18 protein-coding genes, 1 tRNA gene and 1 pseudogene are annotated in these 20,252 nt (G+C 70.3%); 12 read left to right on the forward strand and 8 right to left on the reverse strand.

The annotated features are described in order from the left end of the window. Together IG08_RS59455 and IG08_RS0140270 are read left to right on the forward strand one after the other, a co-directional pair. Positions 1-165 (forward strand): annotated as a pseudogene (locus IG08_RS59455) (formyl-CoA transferase); the annotation flags it as partial. A gap of 1 nt (position 166) precedes the next feature. After that, the gene (locus IG08_RS0140270; protein ID WP_030615063.1) at positions 167-718 is read left to right on the forward strand and encodes a beta-class carbonic anhydrase; all 552 of its coding nucleotides are present in this window, start codon (positions 167-169) and stop codon (positions 716-718) included. 51 nt (positions 719-769) lie between these two features. On the opposite strand, the gene IG08_RS0140275 is transcribed toward IG08_RS0140270, so the two are convergent. Next, positions 770-1,462 (reverse strand): GntR family transcriptional regulator, encoded by a 693-nt coding sequence (locus tag IG08_RS0140275; RefSeq protein ID WP_030615067.1) that lies wholly within the window; start codon positions 1,460-1,462, stop codon positions 770-772. Between the two features lie 187 nt (positions 1,463-1,649). Here IG08_RS0140275 and IG08_RS0140280 point away from each other — a divergent pair, with 187 nt between their 5' ends. Next, the gene (locus tag IG08_RS0140280; RefSeq protein WP_043456406.1) at positions 1,650-2,459 is read left to right on the forward strand and encodes an acyl-CoA dehydrogenase family protein; all 810 of its coding nucleotides are present in this window, start codon (positions 1,650-1,652) and stop codon (positions 2,457-2,459) included. A 27-nt stretch (positions 2,460-2,486) separates the two neighbouring features. On the opposite strand, the gene IG08_RS0140285 is transcribed toward IG08_RS0140280, so the two are convergent. Beyond that, complete coding sequence (locus IG08_RS0140285) at positions 2,487-3,176, reverse strand: GntR family transcriptional regulator (RefSeq protein WP_030615073.1); 690 nt, start codon at positions 3,174-3,176, stop codon at positions 2,487-2,489. Positions 3,177-3,447: 271 nt separating this feature from the next. Between IG08_RS0140285 and IG08_RS0140290 the strand changes: the two genes are divergently transcribed. The 5 genes from IG08_RS0140290 to IG08_RS0140310 all read left to right on the forward strand — a co-directional run bounded on the left by IG08_RS0140290 (position 3,448) and on the right by IG08_RS0140310 (position 9,606). Then, positions 3,448-3,927 carry a formate dehydrogenase subunit gamma gene (locus IG08_RS0140290; protein ID WP_030615076.1) on the forward strand — a complete coding sequence of 160 codons (480 nt, stop codon included), beginning with the start codon at positions 3,448-3,450 and terminating at the stop codon, positions 3,925-3,927. Beyond that, positions 3,924-5,561, forward strand: a complete 1,638-nt coding sequence (locus IG08_RS0140295) for a formate dehydrogenase beta subunit (RefSeq protein WP_043456408.1) — start codon at positions 3,924-3,926, stop codon at positions 5,559-5,561. Before IG08_RS0140290 ends, IG08_RS0140295 begins: the two co-directional genes overlap by 4 nt. Further along, complete coding sequence (gene fdhF / locus IG08_RS0140300) at positions 5,558-8,374, forward strand: formate dehydrogenase subunit alpha (protein ID WP_030615082.1); 2,817 nt, start codon at positions 5,558-5,560, stop codon at positions 8,372-8,374. The genes IG08_RS0140295 and fdhF overlap by 4 nt, the downstream gene beginning before the upstream one ends. Before the next feature lies 1 nt (position 8,375). After that, entirely contained in the window at positions 8,376-8,588 is a 213-nt protein-coding gene (locus IG08_RS0140305; protein ID WP_030615085.1) for a formate dehydrogenase subunit delta, read from the forward strand. A 94-nt stretch (positions 8,589-8,682) separates the two neighbouring features. Then, on the forward strand, positions 8,683-9,606 hold the full coding sequence (locus tag IG08_RS0140310) for a LysR family transcriptional regulator (RefSeq protein ID WP_030615088.1): 924 nt from the start codon (positions 8,683-8,685) through the stop codon (positions 9,604-9,606). Between the two features lie 108 nt (positions 9,607-9,714). On the opposite strand, the gene IG08_RS0140315 is transcribed toward IG08_RS0140310, so the two are convergent. Then, positions 9,715-11,310, reverse strand: coding sequence for a FadD7 family fatty acid--CoA ligase (locus IG08_RS0140315; protein ID WP_030615091.1), 1,596 nt, complete (start codon positions 11,308-11,310; stop codon positions 9,715-9,717). Positions 11,311-11,586: 276 nt separating this feature from the next. Between IG08_RS0140315 and oxc the strand changes: the two genes are divergently transcribed. Together oxc and frc are read left to right on the forward strand one after the other, a co-directional pair. Next, positions 11,587-13,335 (forward strand): oxalyl-CoA decarboxylase, encoded by a 1,749-nt coding sequence (gene oxc / locus IG08_RS0140320; protein ID WP_030615093.1) that lies wholly within the window; start codon positions 11,587-11,589, stop codon positions 13,333-13,335. 66 nt (positions 13,336-13,401) lie between these two features. Continuing rightward, positions 13,402-14,658: a formyl-CoA transferase gene (frc, locus tag IG08_RS0140325; RefSeq protein ID WP_030615096.1), complete on the forward strand. Its 1,257-nt coding sequence runs from the start codon at positions 13,402-13,404 to the stop codon at positions 14,656-14,658. Positions 14,659-14,728: 70 nt separating this feature from the next. On the opposite strand, the gene IG08_RS0140330 is transcribed toward frc, so the two are convergent. Beyond that, a complete protein-coding gene (locus IG08_RS0140330) occupies positions 14,729-15,154 on the reverse strand; it encodes a PAS domain S-box protein (protein WP_030615099.1) in 426 nt (141 codons plus the stop codon). A gap of 194 nt (positions 15,155-15,348) precedes the next feature. On the opposite strand from IG08_RS0140330, the gene IG08_RS0140335 reads away from it, so the two are divergent. Both IG08_RS0140335 and mftR read left to right on the forward strand, forming a co-directional pair. After that, a tRNA-Leu gene (locus IG08_RS0140335) sits at positions 15,349-15,433 on the forward strand. Positions 15,434-15,491: 58 nt separating this feature from the next. Further along, positions 15,492-16,088: a mycofactocin system transcriptional regulator gene (mftR, locus tag IG08_RS0140340; protein WP_043456412.1), complete on the forward strand. Its 597-nt coding sequence runs from the start codon at positions 15,492-15,494 to the stop codon at positions 16,086-16,088. Here mftR and mftF read toward each other — a convergent pair. Genes mftF through mftB form a run of 4 tightly spaced genes read right to left on the reverse strand, consistent with a single transcriptional unit; the run spans position 16,073 to position 20,242 of the window. Further along, positions 16,073-17,488 (reverse strand): mycofactocin biosynthesis glycosyltransferase MftF, encoded by a 1,416-nt coding sequence (gene mftF / locus IG08_RS0140345; RefSeq protein WP_030615104.1) that lies wholly within the window; start codon positions 17,486-17,488, stop codon positions 16,073-16,075. The genes mftR and mftF overlap by 16 nt on opposite strands. Position 17,489: 1 nt before the next feature. Further along, positions 17,490-18,686 (reverse strand): pre-mycofactocin synthase MftD, encoded by a 1,197-nt coding sequence (gene mftD, locus IG08_RS0140350; protein ID WP_043456414.1) that lies wholly within the window; start codon positions 18,684-18,686, stop codon positions 17,490-17,492. 57 nt (positions 18,687-18,743) lie between these two features. Further along, on the reverse strand, positions 18,744-19,964 hold the full coding sequence (gene mftC, locus IG08_RS0140355) for a mycofactocin radical SAM maturase (protein WP_030615109.1): 1,221 nt from the start codon (positions 19,962-19,964) through the stop codon (positions 18,744-18,746). Next, on the reverse strand, positions 19,955-20,242 hold the full coding sequence (gene mftB, locus IG08_RS0140360) for a mycofactocin biosynthesis chaperone MftB (protein WP_030615113.1): 288 nt from the start codon (positions 20,240-20,242) through the stop codon (positions 19,955-19,957). The genes mftC and mftB overlap by 10 nt, the downstream gene beginning before the upstream one ends. Positions 20,243-20,252: the final 10 nt, after the last annotated feature.

Below are 20,252 nucleotides of genomic sequence, written 5' to 3' on the forward strand. Positions count from 1 at the left end.
CGCGGCCCATACCGGACCGTCGGCAACCCCCTCAAACTCTCCGACTCCCCCAACCACATCACCACCTCACCCCTCCTCGGCCAACACAACAACGAGATCCTTCACGGTGAACTCGGTATCTCTCCCGACGAGTTGCCGCTGCTCAAGGCTCAGGGAGTGATCTGACATGTCGACACCGGCACCCCGTTTCATCCAGCCCACCCGCACCGCACCGGACTCCGGGACGGTCACCGACCGGCTCCTGGAAGCCAACCGCGCCTACGCCGCCGGATTCGTGGACCCGGGCATGGGCGCCCGCCCGGTCCTGCGCGTGGCCGTCGTGGCCTGTATGGACGCCCGCATCGACTTGCACGCCGCGCTCGGCCTGGAGCTGGGCGACTGCCACACCGTCCGCAATGCCGGCGGAGTCGTCACCGACGACACGATCCGCTCCCTGACGATCAGCCAGCGCGCACTCGGCACCCGCAGCGTCATACTCATCCACCACACCGGCTGTGGTCTGCAGACCCTGACCGAGGACTTCCGGCACGAACTGGAGCTGGAGGTCGGGCAGCGGCCGGCCTGGGCGGTGGAGTCGTTCCGGGACGTCGACCAGGACGTACGGCAGTCGATGCAGCGGGTGCGCACCTCGCCGTTCCTGCCGCACACCGACGATGTCCGGGGCTTCGTCTTCGACGTGACCACCGGGCTGCTGCGGGAGATCGACCCGCGGTCCTGAGCCCCCTGCCGTTCCCGTCCGTCCTCGTCGTTTCCCGTCCGTCCCCGTCGTTCAGACGCTCTGGCCGGCCACCGCGGCGATCTGCTTGCAGTAGAAGTCGGTGGTGCTCCGGGTGTGCCGGCGCATGAGCTCCTCGGCGCGGTGCGGGGAGCCCTCGGCGATCGCCTCGATGATCCGGGCGTGTTCGTTCCAGGCGTCCTTGCCGCGGGGCTTGGCGATGGGCATGTAGTACCAGCGCACGCGTCGGTCGACCTGGGGGATGAGCTCGGCGAGGACCGCGTTGCGGGAGAGGAGGGTGATGTGGGTGTGGAGGGCGGCGTTCGCCTCCACGATGGCCCGGGCGTCGCCGGCCGCGAGGGCGGTGAGGCCGGTCTGCTGCAGTTCCCACAGCCGCGCGACGTCGCGGGGAGTGGCGTGCTGGGCGGCTCCGCGCGCGGAGTGGGTCTCCAGGAGGGCCCGGACGCTGAGGAGCTGGGCGCACTCCTCCGTGGTGGGGGAGTGGACGAAGGCGCCCTGGGAGGGCCGCAGGTCGACCCAGCCGGCGGTGTGGAGCCGTTGCAGCGCCTCGCGTATCGGCTGGCGGCTGACGCCGAGGTTCTCGGCGAGCTCGGCCTCGACGAGGTGCTGGCCGGGCTTGAGCGAGCCGTTGACGATCAGCTTGGTGAGAGCGTCGTAGACGGCCTGGCGCAGCGGGGTCGGTCGACTGATCGGTCCGCGGGCTGCCGCGGTGGGTGCGTCGGGCATGGGCCCTCTCTCCATCCGGCTACGGGATACTGAGTTTAGTATGCAATAGCCACTCTGACGTGACCCCCTGTTGGGAAGCTGCGGAATTTGTCCGGGCTCACCCCTGGCGCCCGACAGTGAATGCGAAATACTGTATGCAATCATCGCCCGACGGTGGACCAGAAGCCGCTCCCGAGGGGGTCACCCCGTGTCGTACCGCACCGCTCTCTCAGAAGTCCTGACCAGTGTCGTCGAACCCTCCGCCCGAGCGGCCGGCATCGAGGGGAGGTTCCCCCGCGAAGCAGTGACGGCCCTCGGCCGCGCCGGGCTGCTGGGACTCACTGTCTCCACCGAATTCGGCGGCGGCGGACGGGGGTTGCCGGAAGCCGCCGAGGTGGTGGCCCGGACCGCGCGTGTCTGCCCGGCGACGGCGGCCGTGCTCCAGTCCCACTACACGGCGGTCGCCGTCATCGACTCGTACGGCAGCCCCTGGGTATGCGGCGAGATCGCGGCCGGACGCCACCTCGGCAGCCTCGCGCTCGCGGAGGCGGAGGACGGTGCCGACGTAAAGGACGTAGAGGGGGCGCGAGCTCAACTCCTCATGCCACGCGCCATCGCCGCCCGCTCCAGTGGCGTGGTCGCACTGCGGGGCCGTAAGCACCAGGTTGTCGCGGCGGGAGAGGCCGACAGCTATGTCTGGTCCTCCCGGCCGCTCGTCGCGCCCGACGGCCTGAGTCTCTGGGTGGTTCCGGCGCACGCCCCGGACCTGTTCGTCCCGGCCCGGCCCAGCGGCACGGGGCCGCACGGCAGCGCGACATCCACCGTGTTCGCCGACCCGGTGCTGGTTCCGGCCGACGCGATGCTCGGCAGGGACGGCGGCGGGCTCGACATCGTGCTGCGCACGGTCCTGCCGTGGCTGCGGGAACTGCGGGCCGCCGTTGGTGCCGAGACTCTCCGCGCCTCGGCCGTCTCCATCGGGGGCGCTCGCCGCCCCGCCGACTCCCTCGCGCCGTCCTGAACCGTGCCCGGAGGGCGGCCCGTGCAGTCAGTCCCGGCTCGCCTTGGCGGCGATCTGCTTCCGGTAGAAGTCGGTCGTGCGCTCGGTGTGCTTGCGCATGATCTCGCCCGCGCGGTCGGCGTCGCCCTTGGCGATGGCCTTGATGAGCTGGGTGTGCTCGTTCCAGGCCTCCTTGCCGCGGGGTTTGGCGATGGGGGTGTAGTACCAGCGCACCTTCTGACCGACCTGGGCGATCAGTTCGGCCAGTACGGCGTTGTCGGCCACGGAGGTGATGAAGTCGTGCAGGGCGGTGTTGGCCGCGACCAGGCGTTCGACATCGCCCTCGGCGAGAGCGGCGACACCTTCCAGCTGGAGTTCGTCAAGACGTGTGATGTCCTCGGGCTTCGCGTTCTGGGCGGCGAGCTGCGCCGAGTAGGTTTCCAATACGGCGCGGACGCCGAGGAGTTGGGCGGCCTCTTCCTCGGTGGGGGAGTGGACGAAGGCTCCCTGGGCGGGGCGCAGGTCGACCCAGCCGGCGGTCTGCAGCCGTTGCAGGGCCTCACGGACCGGTTGGCGGCTGACGCCCAGGTGCTCGGCGAGTTCGGCCTCGACCAGGTGCTGGCCGGGCTTGAGCGAGCCGTTGATGATCAGCTCGGTCAGGGCGTCGTACACGGCCTGACGCAGGGGTGCCGGGCGGGTGACGCGCCGGGACGCTGCGGCCGTGAGTGCCTCGCGCATGGTGTTCCCGTTCCGCCGCCGTGCTTGCGGGGCGGCGGCTTTGCCAAGTGGTGGCCGCCGAGAGGGTTGCCGACAGCAGCGTCAGCATACAGGTTTTGGTATGCAAGATGGTGTGCGCTGTCGGCGGTGCGACCTGGGTTGACGGCTCCTGTTGTCGGCCTCCCGAGGGCCTTTTCTTGATTGAGTTCTGTATACAGAAGCCTGTATGGGGTATTGTCTCAGTCTCCTGCAACCCTCGCCGGGGACCCGTGTGACGGAAGGCGAAGCGATCATGACGACCAGCGGGAGTGACGTGACGGTCGAGAGCGTGGTCCGGAGGGTGGTGGCCCGGCACCGGGGTCAGCGCGGTGCGCTGCTGCCCGTACTGCACGCCGTTCAGGCCGAGTTGGGCCATGTGCCGCAGGAGGCGGTTCCGGTGCTCGCCGACGAGCTCAACCTCTCCCGGGCGGACGTCCACGGAGTGGTGACCTTCTACCACGACTTCCGCCGCGAGCCCGCGGGACGCACCACCGTGCGCATCTGCCGCGCCGAGGCCTGCCAGGCCCTGGGCGCCGACCGCCTGGTGGGCTACGCCCGCGAGGCCGGACTGACCCTGGGGGAGACGACGGCGGACGGTTCGGTCACCGTCGAGCAGGTCTTCTGCCTCGGCAACTGCGCACTCGGGCCGTCGGTGGAGGCCAACGGCCGGCTGTACGGACGAGTGGGCCCCACCCAACTGGGCTCGATCCTCAACGGAACGGTCTCATCATGAACCACTCCGCGCACTCCACGACGACAGCGCACTCCACGACGACAGCGCACTCCACGACGACGGTCTACGTACCCCGCGACTCGGCCGCCAGGTCCGTCGGGGCGGACGAGGTCGCCCAGGCGCTCCAAAACGCTGCCGCCCGCGGGGACTTCGCCATCGACGTCGTACGCAACGGATCACGCGGCATGCTGTGGCTGGAGCCGATGGTCGAGGTCGTGACCCCGCAGGGCCGCGTGGGCTACGGCCCGGTGGCCCCCGAGGACGTGGACGGACTCCTGGCCGCGGGTCTGCTCGACGGAGCCGACCATCCCCTGCGGCTCGGCATCGTCGACGAACTGCCCTGGCTGGCCCGCCAGAACCGCGTCACCTTCGCGAGAGTCGGAGTGACCGACCCGCTGTCGACCGAGGACTACGAGGCACACGGCGGACTCGCGGGACTGCGCGCCGCCCTGGAGCTGGCCCCCGCCGACGTGGTCGCGGAGGTCACCGGCTCCGGACTGCGCGGCCGAGGCGGCGCCGGATTCCCGGCTGGCATCAAGTGGAAGACCGTGCTCGACTGTGCCGACGAGCTGAAGTTCGTCTGCTGCAACGCCGACGAGGGCGACAGCGGGACCTTCGCCGACCGCATGGTCATGGAGGGCGACCCGTTCATGCTCATCGAGGGCATGACGATCGCCGCGCACGCGGTCGGGGCGAGCGAGGGCTACCTCTACATCCGCTCCGAATATCCGGACGCGATCGCCACGATGCGCGCGGCGATCGAGATCGCCCGCGAACACGGCTGGCTCGGCAGGAACATCCTCGGCTCCGCCCTCGACTTCGACCTGCATGTCCGCGTCGGCGCCGGCGCGTACATCTGCGGCGAGGAGACCTCCATGCTGGAGAGCCTGGAGGGCAAGCGGGGCATGGTCCGTTCGAAGCCGCCGATCCCCGCGATCGAGGGGCTGTTCGGCAAACCGACCGTGGTGAACAACGTCCTCACCCTGGCCACCGTGCCCGTCGTCCTCGCCGAGGGCGCGAAGGCGTACCAGGACCTCGGCGTCGAACGCTCCCGCGGCACCCAGGTGTTCCAGCTCGGCGGCAACATCGCCCACGGCGGCATCGTGGAGACCGCCTTCGGTATCACTCTGCGCGAACTCATAGAGGAGTACGGCGGCGGGACCCACTCCGGACGCCCCGTGCGCACCGTGCAGGTCGGCGGGCCACTGGGGGCGTACCTGCCGGAGCCGATGTTCGACCTGCCCATGGACTACGAGGCGTTCGCGGCGGCCGGCGCGATGGTCGGCCACGGCGGCATCGTCGTCTTCGACGACACCGTGGACATGGCCGCCCAGGCCCGCTTCGCGATGGAGTTCTGCGCCGAGGAGTCCTGCGGCAAGTGCACACCGTGCAGGGTCGGTTCCGTACGTGGCGTCGAGGTCATCGACAAGATCGTGGCTGGCACGCACCGGGACGAGAACCTGGCCCTCCTCGAAGACCTGTGCGACCTGATGACCGAAGGATCGCTGTGCGCGATGGGCGGGCTGACACCGATGCCCGTACGCAGCGCCCTCGCCCACTTCCCCGACGACTTCCTCGGCGGCCGTCGACTCCTGGAGATCCAACCCGTACAAGCGACGGAGGGCACGGCATGAGCCTGCTCAAGGAACCCGACTTCGGAACCCCGGAACGGCCCGGCCCGGCAAGGGTGTCGGTGGAGATCGACGGCATGCCGGTCGCCGTCCCGGAGGGCACCTCCGTGATGCGCGCCGCCGCACAGGCCGGCGTCGACATACCCAAACTGTGTGCCACCGACAGCCTGGAGGCCTTCGGCTCCTGCCGCCTGTGCGTGGTGGAGATCGACGGCCGGCGCGGCACCCCGGCGTCCTGCACCACCCCCTGCGCCGACGGCATGAAGGTGAGCACCCAGACGCCGAAGGTGGAGAAGCTCCGGCAGGGCGTCATGGAGCTCTACATCTCCGACCACCCCCTCGACTGCCTCACCTGCCCGGCCAACGGCGACTGCGAACTCCAGGACATGGCAGGCGTGGTGGGACTGAGGCAGGTCCGCTACGGCTACGAGGGTGAGAACCACCTCGACGCCGAGAAGGACACCTCGAACCCCTACTTCGACTTCGACCCGTCCAAGTGCATCGCCTGCTCCCGCTGCGTCCGGGCCTGCGGCGAGGTGCAGGGCACCTTCGCGCTGACCATCGAGGGGCGCGGCTTCGACTCCAAGGTCTCGCCGGGCGCCGGCGAGACCTTCATGGACTCCGAGTGCGTCTCCTGCGGGGCCTGTGTCCAGGCCTGTCCCACGTCCACACTCCAGGAGCGCTCGGTCGTCGAACTCGGCATGCCCACAAGGTCGGTTGTGACCACGTGCGCGTACTGCGGCGTCGGTTGCTCCTTCAAGGCCGAGCTGCGCGGCGACGAACTCGTGCGCATGGTCCCCTACAAGGACGGCGGCGCGAACGAGGGCCACTCCTGCGTGAAGGGCCGCTTCGCCTTCGGCTACGCCACCCACCCCGACCGCGTCCTCAAGCCCATGGTGCGCGACCGGATCACCGACCCCTGGCGCGAGGTCGAGTGGGACGAGGCGATCGGCACGGTCGCCCGCCGCATGCGCGAGATCCAGGACCGGTACGGATCGAGCGCGGTCGGCGCCATCACCTCCTCGCGCTGCACCAACGAAGAGGTCTACGTCGTACAGAAGATGGTCCGCGCGGCCTTCGGCAACAACAACCTCGACACCTGCGCCCGGGTCTGCCACTCCCCGACGGGATACGGCCTCAAGCAGACCTTCGGCGAGTCGGCCGGCACCCAGGACTTCCGCTCGGTCGCGGAGGCCGACGTCATCATGGTCATCGGTGCCAACCCCACCGACGGGCACCCGGTGTTCGCCTCCCGGATGAAGCGTCGGCTGCGCGAGGGCGCCAAGCTGATCGTCGTGGACCCCCGCCGCATCGACCTGGTGCGCTCGCCGCACATCGAGGCCCAGCACCACCTCCAGCTCAGGCCGAGCACCAACGTGGCCGTGGTCAACGCCATGGCGCACGTGGTCGTCACCGAGGGTCTGGTCGACCGGTCCTTCGTGGACCAGCGGTGCGAAGGCTTCGACGACTGGGCCGAGTTCATCGCGCGCCCGGAGAACAGCCCGGAGGCGGTCGAGGAGATCACCGGCGTGCCGGCCGAGGAACTCCGCGCCGCCGCGAGGCTGTACGCCGAGGCCCCCAACGGGGCCATCTACTACGGCCTCGGCGTCACCGAGCACAGCCAGGGCTCGACCATGGTCATGGGGATGGCCAACCTCGCGATGGCATGCGGCAACATCGGCCGCGACGGCGTCGGAGTGAACCCTCTGCGCGGCCAGAACAACGTCCAAGGCTCTTGCGACATGGGCTCGTTCCCGCACGAGCTGCCCGGCTACCGGCACGTCTCCGACGACGCCGTACGCACCGTCTTCGAGAACCTCTGGGGCGGAACTCTCCTCGCGGAGCCGGGACTTCGCATCCCGAACATGTTCGACGCGGCGATCGACGGCACCTTCCGCGGACTCTTCGTCCACGGCGAGGACATCGCCCAGTCCGACCCGAACCTCCAGCACGTCACCGCCGCGCTCGAGGCCATGGAACTCGTCGTCGTACAGGACCTGTTCCTCAACGAGACCGCCAAGTTCGCCCACGTCTTCCTGCCCGGCGCGTCCTTCCTGGAGAAGGACGGCACCTTCACCAACGCCGAACGCCGCATCAACCGGGTGCGCGCGGTGATGAAGCCCAAGACGGGCAAGCACGAGTGGCAGATCGTCAGCGAGATCGCCACCGCCATGGGCTACCCGATGTCCTACGACCATCCGAGCCAGATCATGGACGAGATCGCCTCGGTCACACCGACGTTCACCGGGGTGTCCTTCGAGGTGCTGGACAAGCTCGGCAGCGTCCAGTGGCCGTGCAACGAGGCGGCTCCCGAGGGGACGCCCATCATGCACGTGGACGAATTCGTGCGCGGCAAGGGCAAGTTCGTGGTCACCTCCTACGTCCCGACCAACGAGCGCAGCACCCGGCGCTTCCCGCTGGTCCTCACCACCGGCCGGATCCTCAGCCAGTACAACGTCGGCGCGCAGACCCGCCGTACCGGCAACGTCGCCTGGCACCCCGAGGACGTGCTGGAACTGCATCCCCACGACGCCGAGGACCGCGGCATCAACGACGGCGACATGGTCACCCTGGCCAGCCGCGTCGGTCGGACGACCCTGCGCGCGGAAATCTCCGACCGGATGCCGACCGGGGTCGTGTACACCACGTTCCACCACCCCGTCACCGGCGCCAACGTCGTGACCACCGAGAACTCCGACTGGGCGACCAACTGCCCCGAGTACAAGGTGACCGCCGTACAGGTGGCGCTCGCGCGCCCGGACCGGCACAGCGACACGGAAGTCACCGACAACGAACTCGTCACGGTGGTGGACTGAGATGACAGCGACCGTGCCGTCGGAGCGCAGGATGGCGAACGACATCGCCGCGAATCTCGGCCACCTGCCGGGAGAGCGGGCCGCCGAGGAGATCGCGGGTCACATCGGCAGGTTCTGGGACCCGCGCATGCGGACCAGGCTCTACGAGTTCGTCGACGCCGGAGCGGACGGGCTGGACCCCCTGGTGGTGGCCGCCGTGAAGCTGCTGCGCTGAGCCACCGCTGCTGCGACCGCCGCGCCACACGGCGGTCGCCGCCTCGCTCGGTAGGCTTGATCGGCCCGGGGCCCTGAGTGGGAGGGAGTCGTTCATGCTGTTCCGGCAGCTCGAATACTTCGTTGCGGTCGCGAGGGAACGGCACTTCGCCCGGGCGGCGGAATCCTGCTACGTGTCCCAGCCCGCGCTGTCGGCGGCGATAGCCAAGCTGGAGCGGGAGTTGAACGTCACGCTCATCAACCGCGGGCACAACTACCAGGGCCTGACCCCGGAGGGCGAACGGCTCGTCGTGTGGGCCAAGCGGATCCTCGCCGAGCAGGACGCGTTCAAGGCCGAGGTGGCCGCCGTGCAGTCGGGCATCACGGGCACGCTGCGGCTCGGCACGGACCCCACGGCGTCGACGACCCTCGCGCTTCCCGTGGCCGCCTTCTGCGCGGCCCACCCGCTGGCCAAGGTGCAGGTCCGTTCCCGCCTGTCTACGAAGGAACTCCACCGCCAGCTGCGGGACTTCGAGCTGGACGTGGCGATCGCCCACTTCGACCCGGGCGACCAGGAAGGCCTGCAGGTCGTTCCGCTGTACCAGGAGAGGTACATGCTGCTGGTGTCGGACGACCAGCTGGTGGCCCAGTCCGCCACCGTGACATGGGCGGACGCGGCCCAGCTGCCGCTCGCGCTGCTGACCCCCGACATGCGGATCCGCCAGATCATCGACTCCGTGTTCGCGGACAAGGGGTTCGTGGTGACCCCACAGGTCGAGACGGACTCGATCGCCTCCCTCTACGCCCACGTGGGCGGCGGCCAGTGGGCCAGCATCGTGCCGAACACCTGGCTGCGCGCGATGCCGGTGATCGGCCGGACGCGAGCGCTGCCGCTGGTCGATCCGGAGGCCGGGGCGCAGGTCTCGGTGGCGATCCACGCGGCGACGCCCGGCTCGGTCGCTGCGCGCGCGTTCGTCAACGCGGCGACGGGGCTGTCGTTGGACGACTTCTTCGGCGGGCCGTTGCCGGCTGGGCGCTAGCGCTCCGCTGGTTTGCGGTGCGTTTGGCCGCGGGCCGGTGGGGGCTGGTCGCGCAGTTCCCCGCGCCCCTTCGGGGCGCTGTCAAACCCAGCCCTTCGACAGGCATCCTCACGGCGCGTACCGGGCCTGCACGGCCTTTCGGTCCAGGCCCCCCTTCGCGGTGTGCGGCAGAGCCGCCGCCAGTTCCAGCCGGTCGGGCACCTCGAACGCGGCCAGCCGGTCACGGCAGTACTGCAGGATCTCCTCGGGCCCGGTGCTCTCGCCCTCCCGCACCACCACGGCCGCGCCGACCCGTTGCCCGTACGTCGCGTCGGGGACGGCGAACACGGCCGCCTCGGCGACTCCCGGGCAGCCGGCCAGGATGTCCTCGACATGCTCGGGCGAGATCTTCTCGCCGCCGCGGTTGATGAGGTTCTTGATCCGCCCGGTCAGGGACAGGTACCCGTCCTCGTCCAGCGTTCCCAGATCACCGGTGCGCAGCCACCCGTCGACGAAGGTGTACGCCGTCCCGTCCCAGTCGGCGAGATAGCCGCGGGCGACGGTGGGACCGTGCACCCACACCTCACCCTCGACGCCCACCGGACACGTACGCCCACTGCGGTCGACGACCCGGACCTCGACCCCGGTCGGCCGGCCGACCGACCCGTGCTTCAGCGGCCCCCGCTGCGACAGCGGTTCGCTGGTCGCCTGGTGCGTGGTCTCGGTCATTCCGTACGCGGACAGCAGCGGCGCGCCGAACGTGCGCTCCAGCGCCCGCTGCGTGGCCGTGTTGAGGGGCGCACTGCAACTGCGTACGAACTTCAGGGGCGGCACCTGCGGGCCCGGATACTCCCGCCCCGACCGGTCCAGAAGGATCTCGTGGATGGTCGGGACCGCGGTGAACCAGGTGGCGCCCGCGGCCCGCATGTCGTCCCAGAACGTACCCGCCGAGAACCGCCCCCGCTCGGGCAGCAGCACGCACCCTCCACTGGCCAGGGAGGCCAGCAGCGCCGCGAATAGCCCGTGACCGTGGAAGAACGGCATCACCGCGACCGTCGCGTCGCCGGGACCCAACTCGTAGGTGGCACAGATGTTCTGGACGGACGCCGCCACGTTGGCATGGGTCAGCGGGACCATCTTCGCCCGGTCGGTGGTACCGGCGGTGAACAGGACGAGGGCGTCGAGCCTCGACAACTCACCTGCGGCACCCAGCACTTGGGGCACGGCCCGCGCACCGGGTTCGAGTACGACCGCCGCCGTCCCCGCACGGGAGACGTCCACGCGCAGGGGCCACGCCGGGACGGGCAGTGAGGCGCCGTCCGCGATCGGACCCAGGAGCACCGCTCGCGCACCCAACGCCTCGATGCGCACGGAGAGTTGAGCAGTGGGCAGAGCCGGATCCAGCGGAGCCACCACCAGACCGGCCCGAGCCGCACCGAGCAGCGCGACCACGAACTCCGCCGTGTTGGCGCAGAGCAGACCGACCGCATCACCCGGGCGCAGACCCGTGCCGCCCAGACGGGCCGCCACGTCGTCCGCGAGGGCGGCGAGACCCCGGTAGGACAGGTGGACCCGCTCCCCGGTGACGACCAGGGCCCGGGCGTACGGGCGTTCTCGCACCTGCCGGTCGAGGAGATCGACGAGGCCCGTGACCACCGGGGGCCGGTACCGGTTCGCGTCGCGCATGTTCTGGGACGACATGCGTGCCGCGGCCGGAACTGCCATGACCCCACCCCCTCGTGCCAAGTCCGATGAAGCAGTGCCCTGCTCGAAGAAGCAGTCCTCTGCGAGCCTGCGGTGGCACCCGGTGCGCGTCCAATACGCACTGGCGAACGGCCGATAGCAGCCGTCTATCAAGGGAGTTGGCGGGGCCTCCACCAGCGGTCGATAGATGTTGTTTATCGGCTGGTCGCCGATGGGTCTTGGACGCGGGCGGGCGCGCTGCGGATGGTGAGAGCAGTAGCCGCTCCGGCAGGACCTGCCCAAGGAGGACCTCGGACCATGACCGCCCCCTCGACACTGGAGACCGCGGCAGCAGCCGACGTTCCGACCGAGCTCACCGACGGGTACCACCTGGTCGTCGACGCGCTCAGGATGAACGACGTCGACACCATCTACGGGGTGGTCGGCATCCCGATCACCGACCTGGCCCGTCTCGCCCAGGCGCAGGGCATCCGCTACATAGGCTTCCGCCACGAGAGCAACGCCGGACACGCGGCGGCCATCGCCGGCTACCTCACCAAGAAGCCGGGCGTGGCGCTGACGGTGTCGGCACCGGGCTTCCTCAACGGCCTTGTCGCGCTGGCGAACGCGACCACCAACTGCTTCCCCATGGTCCAGATCTCCGGCTCCAGCGAGCGCCACCTCGTCGACCTCAAGCAGGGCGACTACGAGGAGATGGACCAGCTAGCCGCCGCGCAGCCGTTCGTGAAGGCCGCGTACCGGGTGAGCCGGGTGGAGGACATCGGCCGGGGCATCGCCCGCGCGCTGCGCACCGCGGTCTCCGGGCGCCCCGGCGGGGTCTACCTCGACATCCCCGCCGCGGTGCTCGGCTCCATCATCCCCGCCGCGGACGGCGCCAGGACGCTGAGCCGTCTCGTCGACCCCGCGCCGCGCCAGCTGCCCGCGCCGGAGGCCGTGGACCGGGCCATCGAGCTCCTGGCCTCCGCCGAGCGCCCGTTGGTGGTGCTCGGGAAGGGGGCCGCGTACGCCCAAGCGGACGCGAAGATCCGGGAGTTCATCGAGTCGACCGGCATCCCGTACGTACCGATGTCGATGGCGAAGGGCCTGCTGCCCGACGACCATCCGCAGTCGGCGGCCACCGCGCGTTCCCTGGCGCTGAAGAAGGCCGACGTCGTGATGCTCGTCGGCGCCCGCCTCAACTGGCTGCTGGGCCACGGTCAGACGGGGTGGAACCCCGACGCCAAGTTCGTCCAGATCGACATCGACCCCAAGGAGATGGACAGCAACCAGCCCATCGCCGCCCCGCTCGTCGGCGACATCGAGTCGGTGCTCGACGCACTCGCCGAGCGGACCAAGCCCGGCCAGATCACGGCCCCTTCGGCCTGGCGGGACGAACTGGGAGCCCGTTCCGCGCAGAACGTCGCCAAGATGGCGAAGCGCCTGGAGGCCGACCCGCATCCCATGCAGTTCATGGGCGCCCTGAAGGCCGTACGTGATGTCGTGCACGCGCACCCGGAGACGTACATCGTCAACGAGGGCGCCAACGCCCTGGACATCGCGCGCAACGTGATCGACATGCACGTCCCGCGACACCGCCTCGACAGCGGCACCTGGGGCGTCATGGGCATCGGCATGGGCTACGCGATCGCCGCCGCCGTCGAGAGCGGGGCGCCGGTCGTGGCGATCGAGGGCGACAGCGCCTTCGGGTTCAGCGGTATCGAGATCGAGACGATCTGCCGCTACAACCTGCCCGTCGTCACCGTGATCATGAACAACGGCGGTGTGTACCGCGGCGACGACGTCAATCCGTACGACGACGCCCCCTCGCCGACGACCCTCATGTCGGCGGCCCGCCACGACCTGCTGATCGAGGCGTTCGGCGGCAAGGGCTACCGCGCCACCACGCCCGCCGAGGTCACCGCCGCTCTCACCGAGGCACTCGCCTCCGGCGGCCCGGCGCTCATCGACTGCGTCATCGACCCCTCGGCCGGCACCGAGAGCGGTCACATCTCGCACCTCAACCCGAAGGGCATCACCGTCGGCAACATCACGCCGGCGAAGAAGTGACCGCCCGCACCGCGAACCCCTCGAACTCCCGCTCCGTACGCGTACGTTCACGAAAAGGAAGCAGACATGAGTGAAAAGCCGCTCGCCGGAATCAAGGTGATCGACTTCACCGGGGTCCAGGCCGGTCCCGCCTGCACACAGATGCTCGCCTGGTTCGGCGCCGACGTCCTGAAGGTGGAGCGCCCCAACGGCGGCGACGTGACCCGCAAGCAGCTGCGGGACATCGAGGACCTCGACGCGCTGTACTTCACGATGCTCAACAGCAACAAGCGCTCCCTTGCCATCAACACCAAGACCGCCGAGGGCAAGGAGGTCCTGGAGAAGCTCATCGAGGGCGCCGACGTCCTGGTGGAGAACTTCGCACCGGGCGCCCTGGACCGCATGGGCTTCACCTGGGAGCGCATCCAGGAGCTCAACCCGCGCCTGATCTTCGGCTCGGTCAAGGGCTTCAACGACCAGTCGTCCTGGAACGACCTCAAGGTCTACGAGAACGTCGCCCAGTGTGCCGGCGGCGCCGCCTCCACCACCGGCTTCTGGGACGGCCCGCCGACCATCTCCGGTGCCGCCCTCGGTGACACCAACACCGGGATGCACCTGGCGATCGGCATCCTCACCGCGATCATCGACCGCAACAGGACCGGCAGGGGACAGAAGGTCTCCGTCTCCATGCAGGACGCCGTGCTCAACCTCTGCCGCGTCAAACTGCGCGACCAGCAGCGCCTGGAGCGGGTCGGCCACCTGGAGGAGTACCCGCAGTACCCGAACGGCGAGTTCACCGACGTGGTGCCGCGCGGCGGCAACGCGGGCGGCGGCGGCCAGCCCGGCTGGGTGCTCAAGTGCAAGGGCTGGGAGAACGACCCGAACGCGTACATCTACTTCACCGTCCAGGAACAGAACTGGAAGCGCACCGCCGAGGTGATCGGCCACCCGGAGTGGGCCGAGGACCCGGAGTACTCGACCGCGCGCGCCCGGCAGTCGCACATCTTCGAGATCTTCGGCGAGATCGAGAAGTGGCTCGCGGACAAGACCAAGTACGAGGCGGTGAACATCCTGCGTGAGTGGGAGGTGCCCTGCGCCCCGGTGATGAGCATGAAGGAGATCGCCTACGACGAGGACCTGCGCCGCAGCGGCACGGTCGTCGAGGTCGAGCAGAAGGGCCGCGGCACGTACCTGACCGTCGGCAGCCCGGTGAAGTTCTCCTCCTTCCAGCCGGACATCGCCGGTGCCCCGCTGCTGGGCGAGCACAGCTCCGAGGTCCTGGTCGAGCTGGGCTACGACGAGGAGACCATCGGCCGGCTGAAGGAGAGCGGGGTCATCGTCTGAGCTGAGCCGTCCGACTCGGAAGCGGCCGTGGCCCGAAGGCCACGGCCGCTTCCGTAGGGTCCGGTGAGGCTCAGACCGTCGCTTCGGCCCGCCGCCGCATCAGCTCCCGCTCCCGCTCGCGTCGCGCGGTGACGTCCCGGATGACCGCCCCGACGTACGTGCTGCCGTCGGGGCCCGGCAGCAGCACCACGCTGAACTCGATGGACAACTTGCGGCCGTCCGCCGCCAGCGCGGGAACGGCCAGCAGGTCCGCCGCCCCGTACTTGGTGGTCCCTCGGTCCATGGCTTCCTGGAAGCCGTCCCAGTGACGCTTCCGGTGCTTCTCGGGGATGATGACGTCCAGACTGCGACCGTCCACGTCGGCCGCCGGGAACCCGAAGATGCGCTCCGCACCCTGGTTCCAATAACGGATCAGTCCCTCGCCGTCGATGATCACTATGCCGTCGGGTGCCTGGGCAGCCATTCCCAGGACCACCTCGGGATCCAGGTCTTCCATGTCGCCTCCGAGCCGGGGCCGTTGATGGCAACAGTATACAGATTAATCGTATACAGAATACGGATACTGCCTCCGAGGTTGCCCTCGATGCCGCCGCCCGGACGACGGAAACGCAGGTGAAAGGCACTCCGAAAGCTTGGTATTGTTGTCCATGTCGCCGCGGGGAACACCCCCGCCCAAGCGGCAGACACCTGGTCCGGGTGGCGGAATGGCAGACGCGCTAGCTTGAGGTGCTAGTGCCCTTTATCGGGCGTGGGGGTTCAAGTCCCCCCTCGGACACAATTGAGACCCCTGTTCATCAGGGGTCTTCTGCATTCCGGGGTGCGGAGGTGTCCCTGTGGAGCCGCTGGTCAGGAGCGGTCGCCCGCGTGTCACGTCGCGGGCCGATCTGGAGCGGCTGGGCTTCGAGCTGTTCGCCCGCCAGGGGTTCGACGCCACCACGGTCGGTGACATCGCTGCGGCCGCCGGAATCGGTCGGCGTACCTTCTTCCGCTACTTCGCCTCCAAGAACGACCTGGTGTGGGGCGACTTCGAGCAGCAACTGGCCGGGCTGCGGGAGCTCCTGGACGCGGTACCCCCCGGTACTCCCGTCATGGAGGCCCTGCGGCACGCCGTCGTGGAGTTCAACCGGTTCGACGTCGCCGACGTCCCCTGGCACCGCCAGCGCATGCGGCTCATTCTCACCGTCCCCACCATCCAGGCCGACGCCACGCTGCGGTACGCCGCATGGCGCGCGATCATCACCGAGTTCGCGGCGAAACGGATGGGGGTGCCGGAGGCCGACCTGGTGCCCCGGCTCGTCGGGCACGCGCTGCTCGCGGCGGCGATCTCGGCGTACGAACACTGGTTGGCGGACGAGGAGGCCGAGTTGAGCGACCTGCTCGACCAGGCCATCGGACGGATCCGCGACGGACTCGGTCAGTCGCTGCCCTGACGCCGTACGACGCGGGGGAGAAGGGCCTTGGCGGAACGGCCCCTGAGCGCCGAGGCCCACACGCCCGCGCCGTAGGCCAGGTCGTCGAGCCGGCGGGCCGCGCCGTACCTGATGACGTCGAGGCGGTGGGTGCCGTGCCGGCGTTCGAGGGCGATGTCGAGGACGGCCGCCACCGCCGCGGCGCGACGCACCCGCCGTGACACCAGGCACCCCGCGGCGGTGAGCGGCCACCAGTGCCGGGTCAGCAGGGCCGCGCCCTGGGACACCGCGGAGACGGTGCCGGCCGTGCTGAGCCGCGCCGCGTGGCGCACCGGCTCCCCGGTGTCCGCCAGCCGGCCCGCGATCCGGGCGGTGGTGACCCCCCACAGGGAGACGGTGAGCGGCAGTGACCAGCGGCGCTGCGCGCACAGGGCGAGCAGCAGTGCGGCGCTCCACGGGGCGAGCACGGCGGGGGCGATGTTCCCGGGGTGGCGTGCGGCGAGGGGCTGGGCCCCGGTGCCGTAGACGGCCTTGCGTCCGAACCAGTCCGCGAGGCCGGTGCGGTGTTCGTGGGCGGCGGCGACGGACGGTTCGTAGCGGATGCGCCAACTCCGCGCCTCCAGGCGCCAGCACAGGTCGACGTCCTCACCCACGCGCAGCCGCTCGTCGAAGCCGCCCCCGTCGGCCAGGACGTCGGTGCGGGCGACCATGCAGGCGCTGGGGGCCCAGGAGACGGGCGTGCCGGGGCGGACGGCGGCCGGGTGTGCGCCCAGGTCGAGGGAGGACCGGGTGCTCTCGTACCGGCCGAGCCAACCGCCGGAGGCGCCGGTGGCCAGTGCGGTGATCCGGGGCACGGCCAACGCGACCCGCGGATCGGCGAAGTGCCGCAGCAGGGTGGGCACGGTGTCGGGCGCCAGGACGATATCGGAGTCGACGAAGGCCACGTAGGGCGTGGTGACGAGGCGCAGGCCCGCGTTGCGCGCGCCGGCCGCACCGACGTTGACGGCCAGCGCCACCAGACGGGCGCCGTGCCGCGCCGCGACGGCCGCGACGGGGCCGGGCCGGTGCGAGGCGTCGTCCACGACGATCACGGAACTGTCCGCGGGGAGGCCGGCCAGCAGGCGGCCCAGCGCGCGCGGACGGTCGCGCACCGGGATCACGTACGTGCACTCCGAACCGGCCGCCTCGCGAGGCTCCAGGGCTGCTACGGCGGGATGGGCCAGGCCCGTCTCCAGCAACCGGTCGGCCAGGACCGCGCTCGCCGCGTCCCGGACCCGCACCGTACGGCCGGTCAGCAGCGGCCTCGCGCGCGCACCGAGCCGCAGCAGCCGGGTCGGGCTGCCCCCGAGCAGGGCCCGGCCGCCGTCGAGGACCCGGGTGTGCCGGTCGAGGGTGACCACGAAGCCGTACGGGAGTGTCATCTCACGCGCCGGGGGAGACGGCGCCGAGGGTGCGCGTGAAGCTGTCCGGGACGGCCAGGTCGTCCTGTGACAGCTCGTGCACCGAGGCGTGTCCGAGGCCCAGCACCGCGGAGTCGAGGCCGCCGCGCAGGATGTCGAGGACGTTCTCCACGCCGGCCTGCCCGTTCGCGGCCAGGCCCCACAGGTAGGCGCGGCCGATCAGGACCGCACGCGCGCCGAGCGCGAGGGCCTTGGCGACGTCGCCGCCGCGCCGGACGCCGCCGTCGAGCAGGACCTCGATCTCGTCGCCGACCGCCTCGGCGACGGAGGGCAGCAGGCGGATCGCGGCCGGGGTGGTGTCGAGGTTGTTGCCGCCGTGGTTGGACACGGAGATCGCGGACACCCCCGCGTCCACGGCCCGCTTGGCGTCGTCGACCCGGCACACCCCCTTGAGCAGGAACGGCCCGTCCCACTGCGCCCGCAGCCATGCGACGTCCTCCCAGGTGGGCGGCGTCGTCTGCATCCACTCGCCGTAGGCGCCGAAGAAGGTGGGGGCCTCGCCGCCCGGCGGACGCAGGTTGGGGACGGTCAGGTCCGGTATCCGGCCGGACCTGACGAAGCTCCACAGCCAGCGCGGGTGCGGCAGGACGGTGGGGGCGAGCCCGGCCGCCGTCCTGAGGTCGATCCGCTCGGGGATCGCCGGGCTTCCCCAGTCCCGGCCGTGCGAGAAGGACCAGTCCAGCGTGGCGATGAGGCCCTTGGCGCCCGCGGCCCGCGCCCGCTCCATGCGCTGTTGCATCGCCTCCCGGGTGCCGGTCCAGTACATCTGGTAGAAGGTGTTCGGGTTGGCCGCGACGACCTCCTCCACCGGCTTGCTCGCGAAGGAACTCAGGCCCATGATCACGCCACGGCTCGCCGCCGCCCGGGCCACGGCGACCTCGCCCTCGGGACGCACGGCCTGCACGCCGGTCGGCGAGATCACCACCGGGAATGCGGACGGGACGCCGAGCACGGTCGTGGACAGGTCCCGTTTCGCGTGGTGGCCCACCACGCGTGGAGCGAAGCCCAGTTCGGCGAAGGCGCCGGTGTTGTCGTCGATCGTGCGGCCCCGTTCGGAGCCGGCGACGAGGGCGCCGTAGACGCTGCTCGGCAGGTATCTCTTGGCGCGGCGCTGCGCCTCCGCGACGGTCTCGAACCAGGGGTTGCGACGCAGGCCCATGGAGCTGCCCTTTCTTGTAGATCAATCAGGCCGTGGGTCAATCAGGCCGTAGGCCGATCAGGCCCGGAAGTCCGTCCCGGCCAGCGGGTCCTCGGCGCAGGCGGTCACGGGCGGCCGGTCGGGGGCGGGCCGGTGTCGGGTCAGGGTCACGTCCACCGGGCGCGGACGGCGACGGTGGGAGTGGTCGCCGGACGGCTTCGGCACGGCGCCGCGGTCGGCCAGCAGCTGCTCGCCGTACCCCTGGACGCACTCGGGATCCGGGCCGTCGAGCGGCAGTCCGGTGAAGAACTTCGCCGCCATGCAGCCGCCCTTGCAGGTGTCGTAGAACGAGCAGGACGCGCAGGCGCCGCCGGTCTGCGGCTCGCGGAGCTTCTCGAACAGGGGCGAGTGACGCCACACTTGAGCGAATCCGCCCGGCTCGCGGACGTTCCCGGCCAGGAAGTCGTCGTGGATCGCGAAGGGACACGCGTACACGTCACCGACCGGGTCGATCAGGCACACCACCCGCCCGGCCCCGCACAGGTTCAGGCCGGGCAGGGACTTCCCGTACGCGGACAGGTGGAAGAAGGAGTCTCCGGTGAGCACCTGCTCGCCGTGGGCCACCAGCCAGTCGTACAGCTGCCGTTGCTGTTCCGGCAGCGGGTGCAGCTCGTCCCACACGTCCGCGCCGCGTCCGGAGGGGCGCAGCCGGGTGAGCCGTAGCTGGGCGCCGTAGCGGTCGGCTAGGGCCTTGAACTCGTCCAGCTGCGGGATGTTGTGGCGGGTGCAGACGACGGACAGCTTGAAGTTCTTCATCCCGGCGTCGGCGAGGTTGCTCATCGCGCGCAGCGCCGTGTCGTAGGAACCGGCCCCGCGCACCGCGTCGTTGACCTCGGCGGTCGCGCCGTCCAGCGAGATCTGTACGTCCACGTAGTCGTTGCGGGCCAGTCGGCGGGCAGCCTCGGGGGTGAGGCGCACGCCGTTCGTGGAGAACTTGACGCCGACGTGGTGGGCGGTGGCGTAGTCGAGGAGCTCCCAGAAGTCGGGGCGGACCGTGGGTTCGCCGCCGCCGATGTTGACGTAGAAGACCTGCATGGCCTCCAACTCGTCGATGACGGCCTTGGCCTGATCGGTCGTCAGCTCGCGTGGGTCGCGGCGGCCGGAGCTGGAGAGACAGTGGGTGCAGGACAGGTTGCAGGCGTAGGTGAGTTCCCAGGTCAGACAGATCGGGGCGGCGAGACCGCGCTCGAAGAGGTCCACGAGGCGTTCGGATGCCGGTGCTCGCTGGGTCAGTTGCATGGCGTCCTGGTCCTTTCGACGAGCATCGACGACTCGGCGAGTACGGCCAACGCCCTTTGGTAGCGGGCGACTTGCCGTTCGTCCGCGCCTGCCGCCCGGCAGGCTGCCCGGGCGGACGGGGCCGTCGCGAGGGACTGGACGACCGTGAGCAGGCCGCGGTCCTTGAGGAAGCTGAGTTTGCGGGTGCCGAAGTGGTACAGGAGCGCCCCGAAGGGTTCCGGCCGCACGGAGACCTGCGGGTGCAGGTCCCAGGCGCGGTCCAGGTCCAATGCGGTCATGGGGGCGCCT

The organism is Streptomyces fulvoviolaceus (genome assembly GCF_000718165.1).
In the GTDB taxonomy this organism is placed as follows: domain Bacteria; phylum Actinomycetota; class Actinomycetes; order Streptomycetales; family Streptomycetaceae; genus Streptomyces; species Streptomyces fulvoviolaceus.

Bases quoted from the DNA above. Each gene is read 5' to 3' on its own strand.
- IG08_RS0140270 (WP_030615063.1), top strand. From the start codon at position 167: ATGTCGACACCGGCACCCCGTTTCATCCAGCCCACCCGCACCGCACCG.
- IG08_RS0140275 (WP_030615067.1), bottom strand. From the start codon at position 1,462: ATGCCCGACGCACCCACCGCGGCAGCCCGCGGACCGATCAGTCGACCG.
- IG08_RS0140285 (WP_030615073.1), bottom strand. From the start codon at position 3,176: ATGCGCGAGGCACTCACGGCCGCAGCGTCCCGGCGCGTCACCCGCCCG.
- IG08_RS0140290 (WP_030615076.1), top strand. From the start codon at position 3,448: ATGACGACCAGCGGGAGTGACGTGACGGTCGAGAGCGTGGTCCGGAGG.
- IG08_RS0140295 (WP_043456408.1), top strand. From the start codon at position 3,924: ATGAACCACTCCGCGCACTCCACGACGACAGCGCACTCCACGACGACA.
- fdhF (WP_030615082.1), top strand. From the start codon at position 5,558: ATGAGCCTGCTCAAGGAACCCGACTTCGGAACCCCGGAACGGCCCGGC.
- IG08_RS0140305 (WP_030615085.1), top strand. From the start codon at position 8,376: ATGACAGCGACCGTGCCGTCGGAGCGCAGGATGGCGAACGACATCGCC.
- IG08_RS0140310 (WP_030615088.1), top strand. From the start codon at position 8,683: ATGCTGTTCCGGCAGCTCGAATACTTCGTTGCGGTCGCGAGGGAACGG.
- IG08_RS0140315 (WP_030615091.1), bottom strand. From the start codon at position 11,310: ATGGCAGTTCCGGCCGCGGCACGCATGTCGTCCCAGAACATGCGCGAC.
- oxc (WP_030615093.1), top strand. From the start codon at position 11,587: ATGACCGCCCCCTCGACACTGGAGACCGCGGCAGCAGCCGACGTTCCG.
- frc (WP_030615096.1), top strand. From the start codon at position 13,402: ATGAGTGAAAAGCCGCTCGCCGGAATCAAGGTGATCGACTTCACCGGG.
- IG08_RS0140330 (WP_030615099.1), bottom strand. From the start codon at position 15,154: ATGGAAGACCTGGATCCCGAGGTGGTCCTGGGAATGGCTGCCCAGGCA.
- mftF (WP_030615104.1), bottom strand. From the start codon at position 17,488: ATGACACTCCCGTACGGCTTCGTGGTCACCCTCGACCGGCACACCCGG.
- mftD (WP_043456414.1), bottom strand. From the start codon at position 18,686: ATGGGCCTGCGTCGCAACCCCTGGTTCGAGACCGTCGCGGAGGCGCAG.
- mftC (WP_030615109.1), bottom strand. From the start codon at position 19,964: ATGCAACTGACCCAGCGAGCACCGGCATCCGAACGCCTCGTGGACCTC.
- mftB (WP_030615113.1), bottom strand. From the start codon at position 20,242: ATGACCGCATTGGACCTGGACCGCGCCTGGGACCTGCACCCGCAGGTC.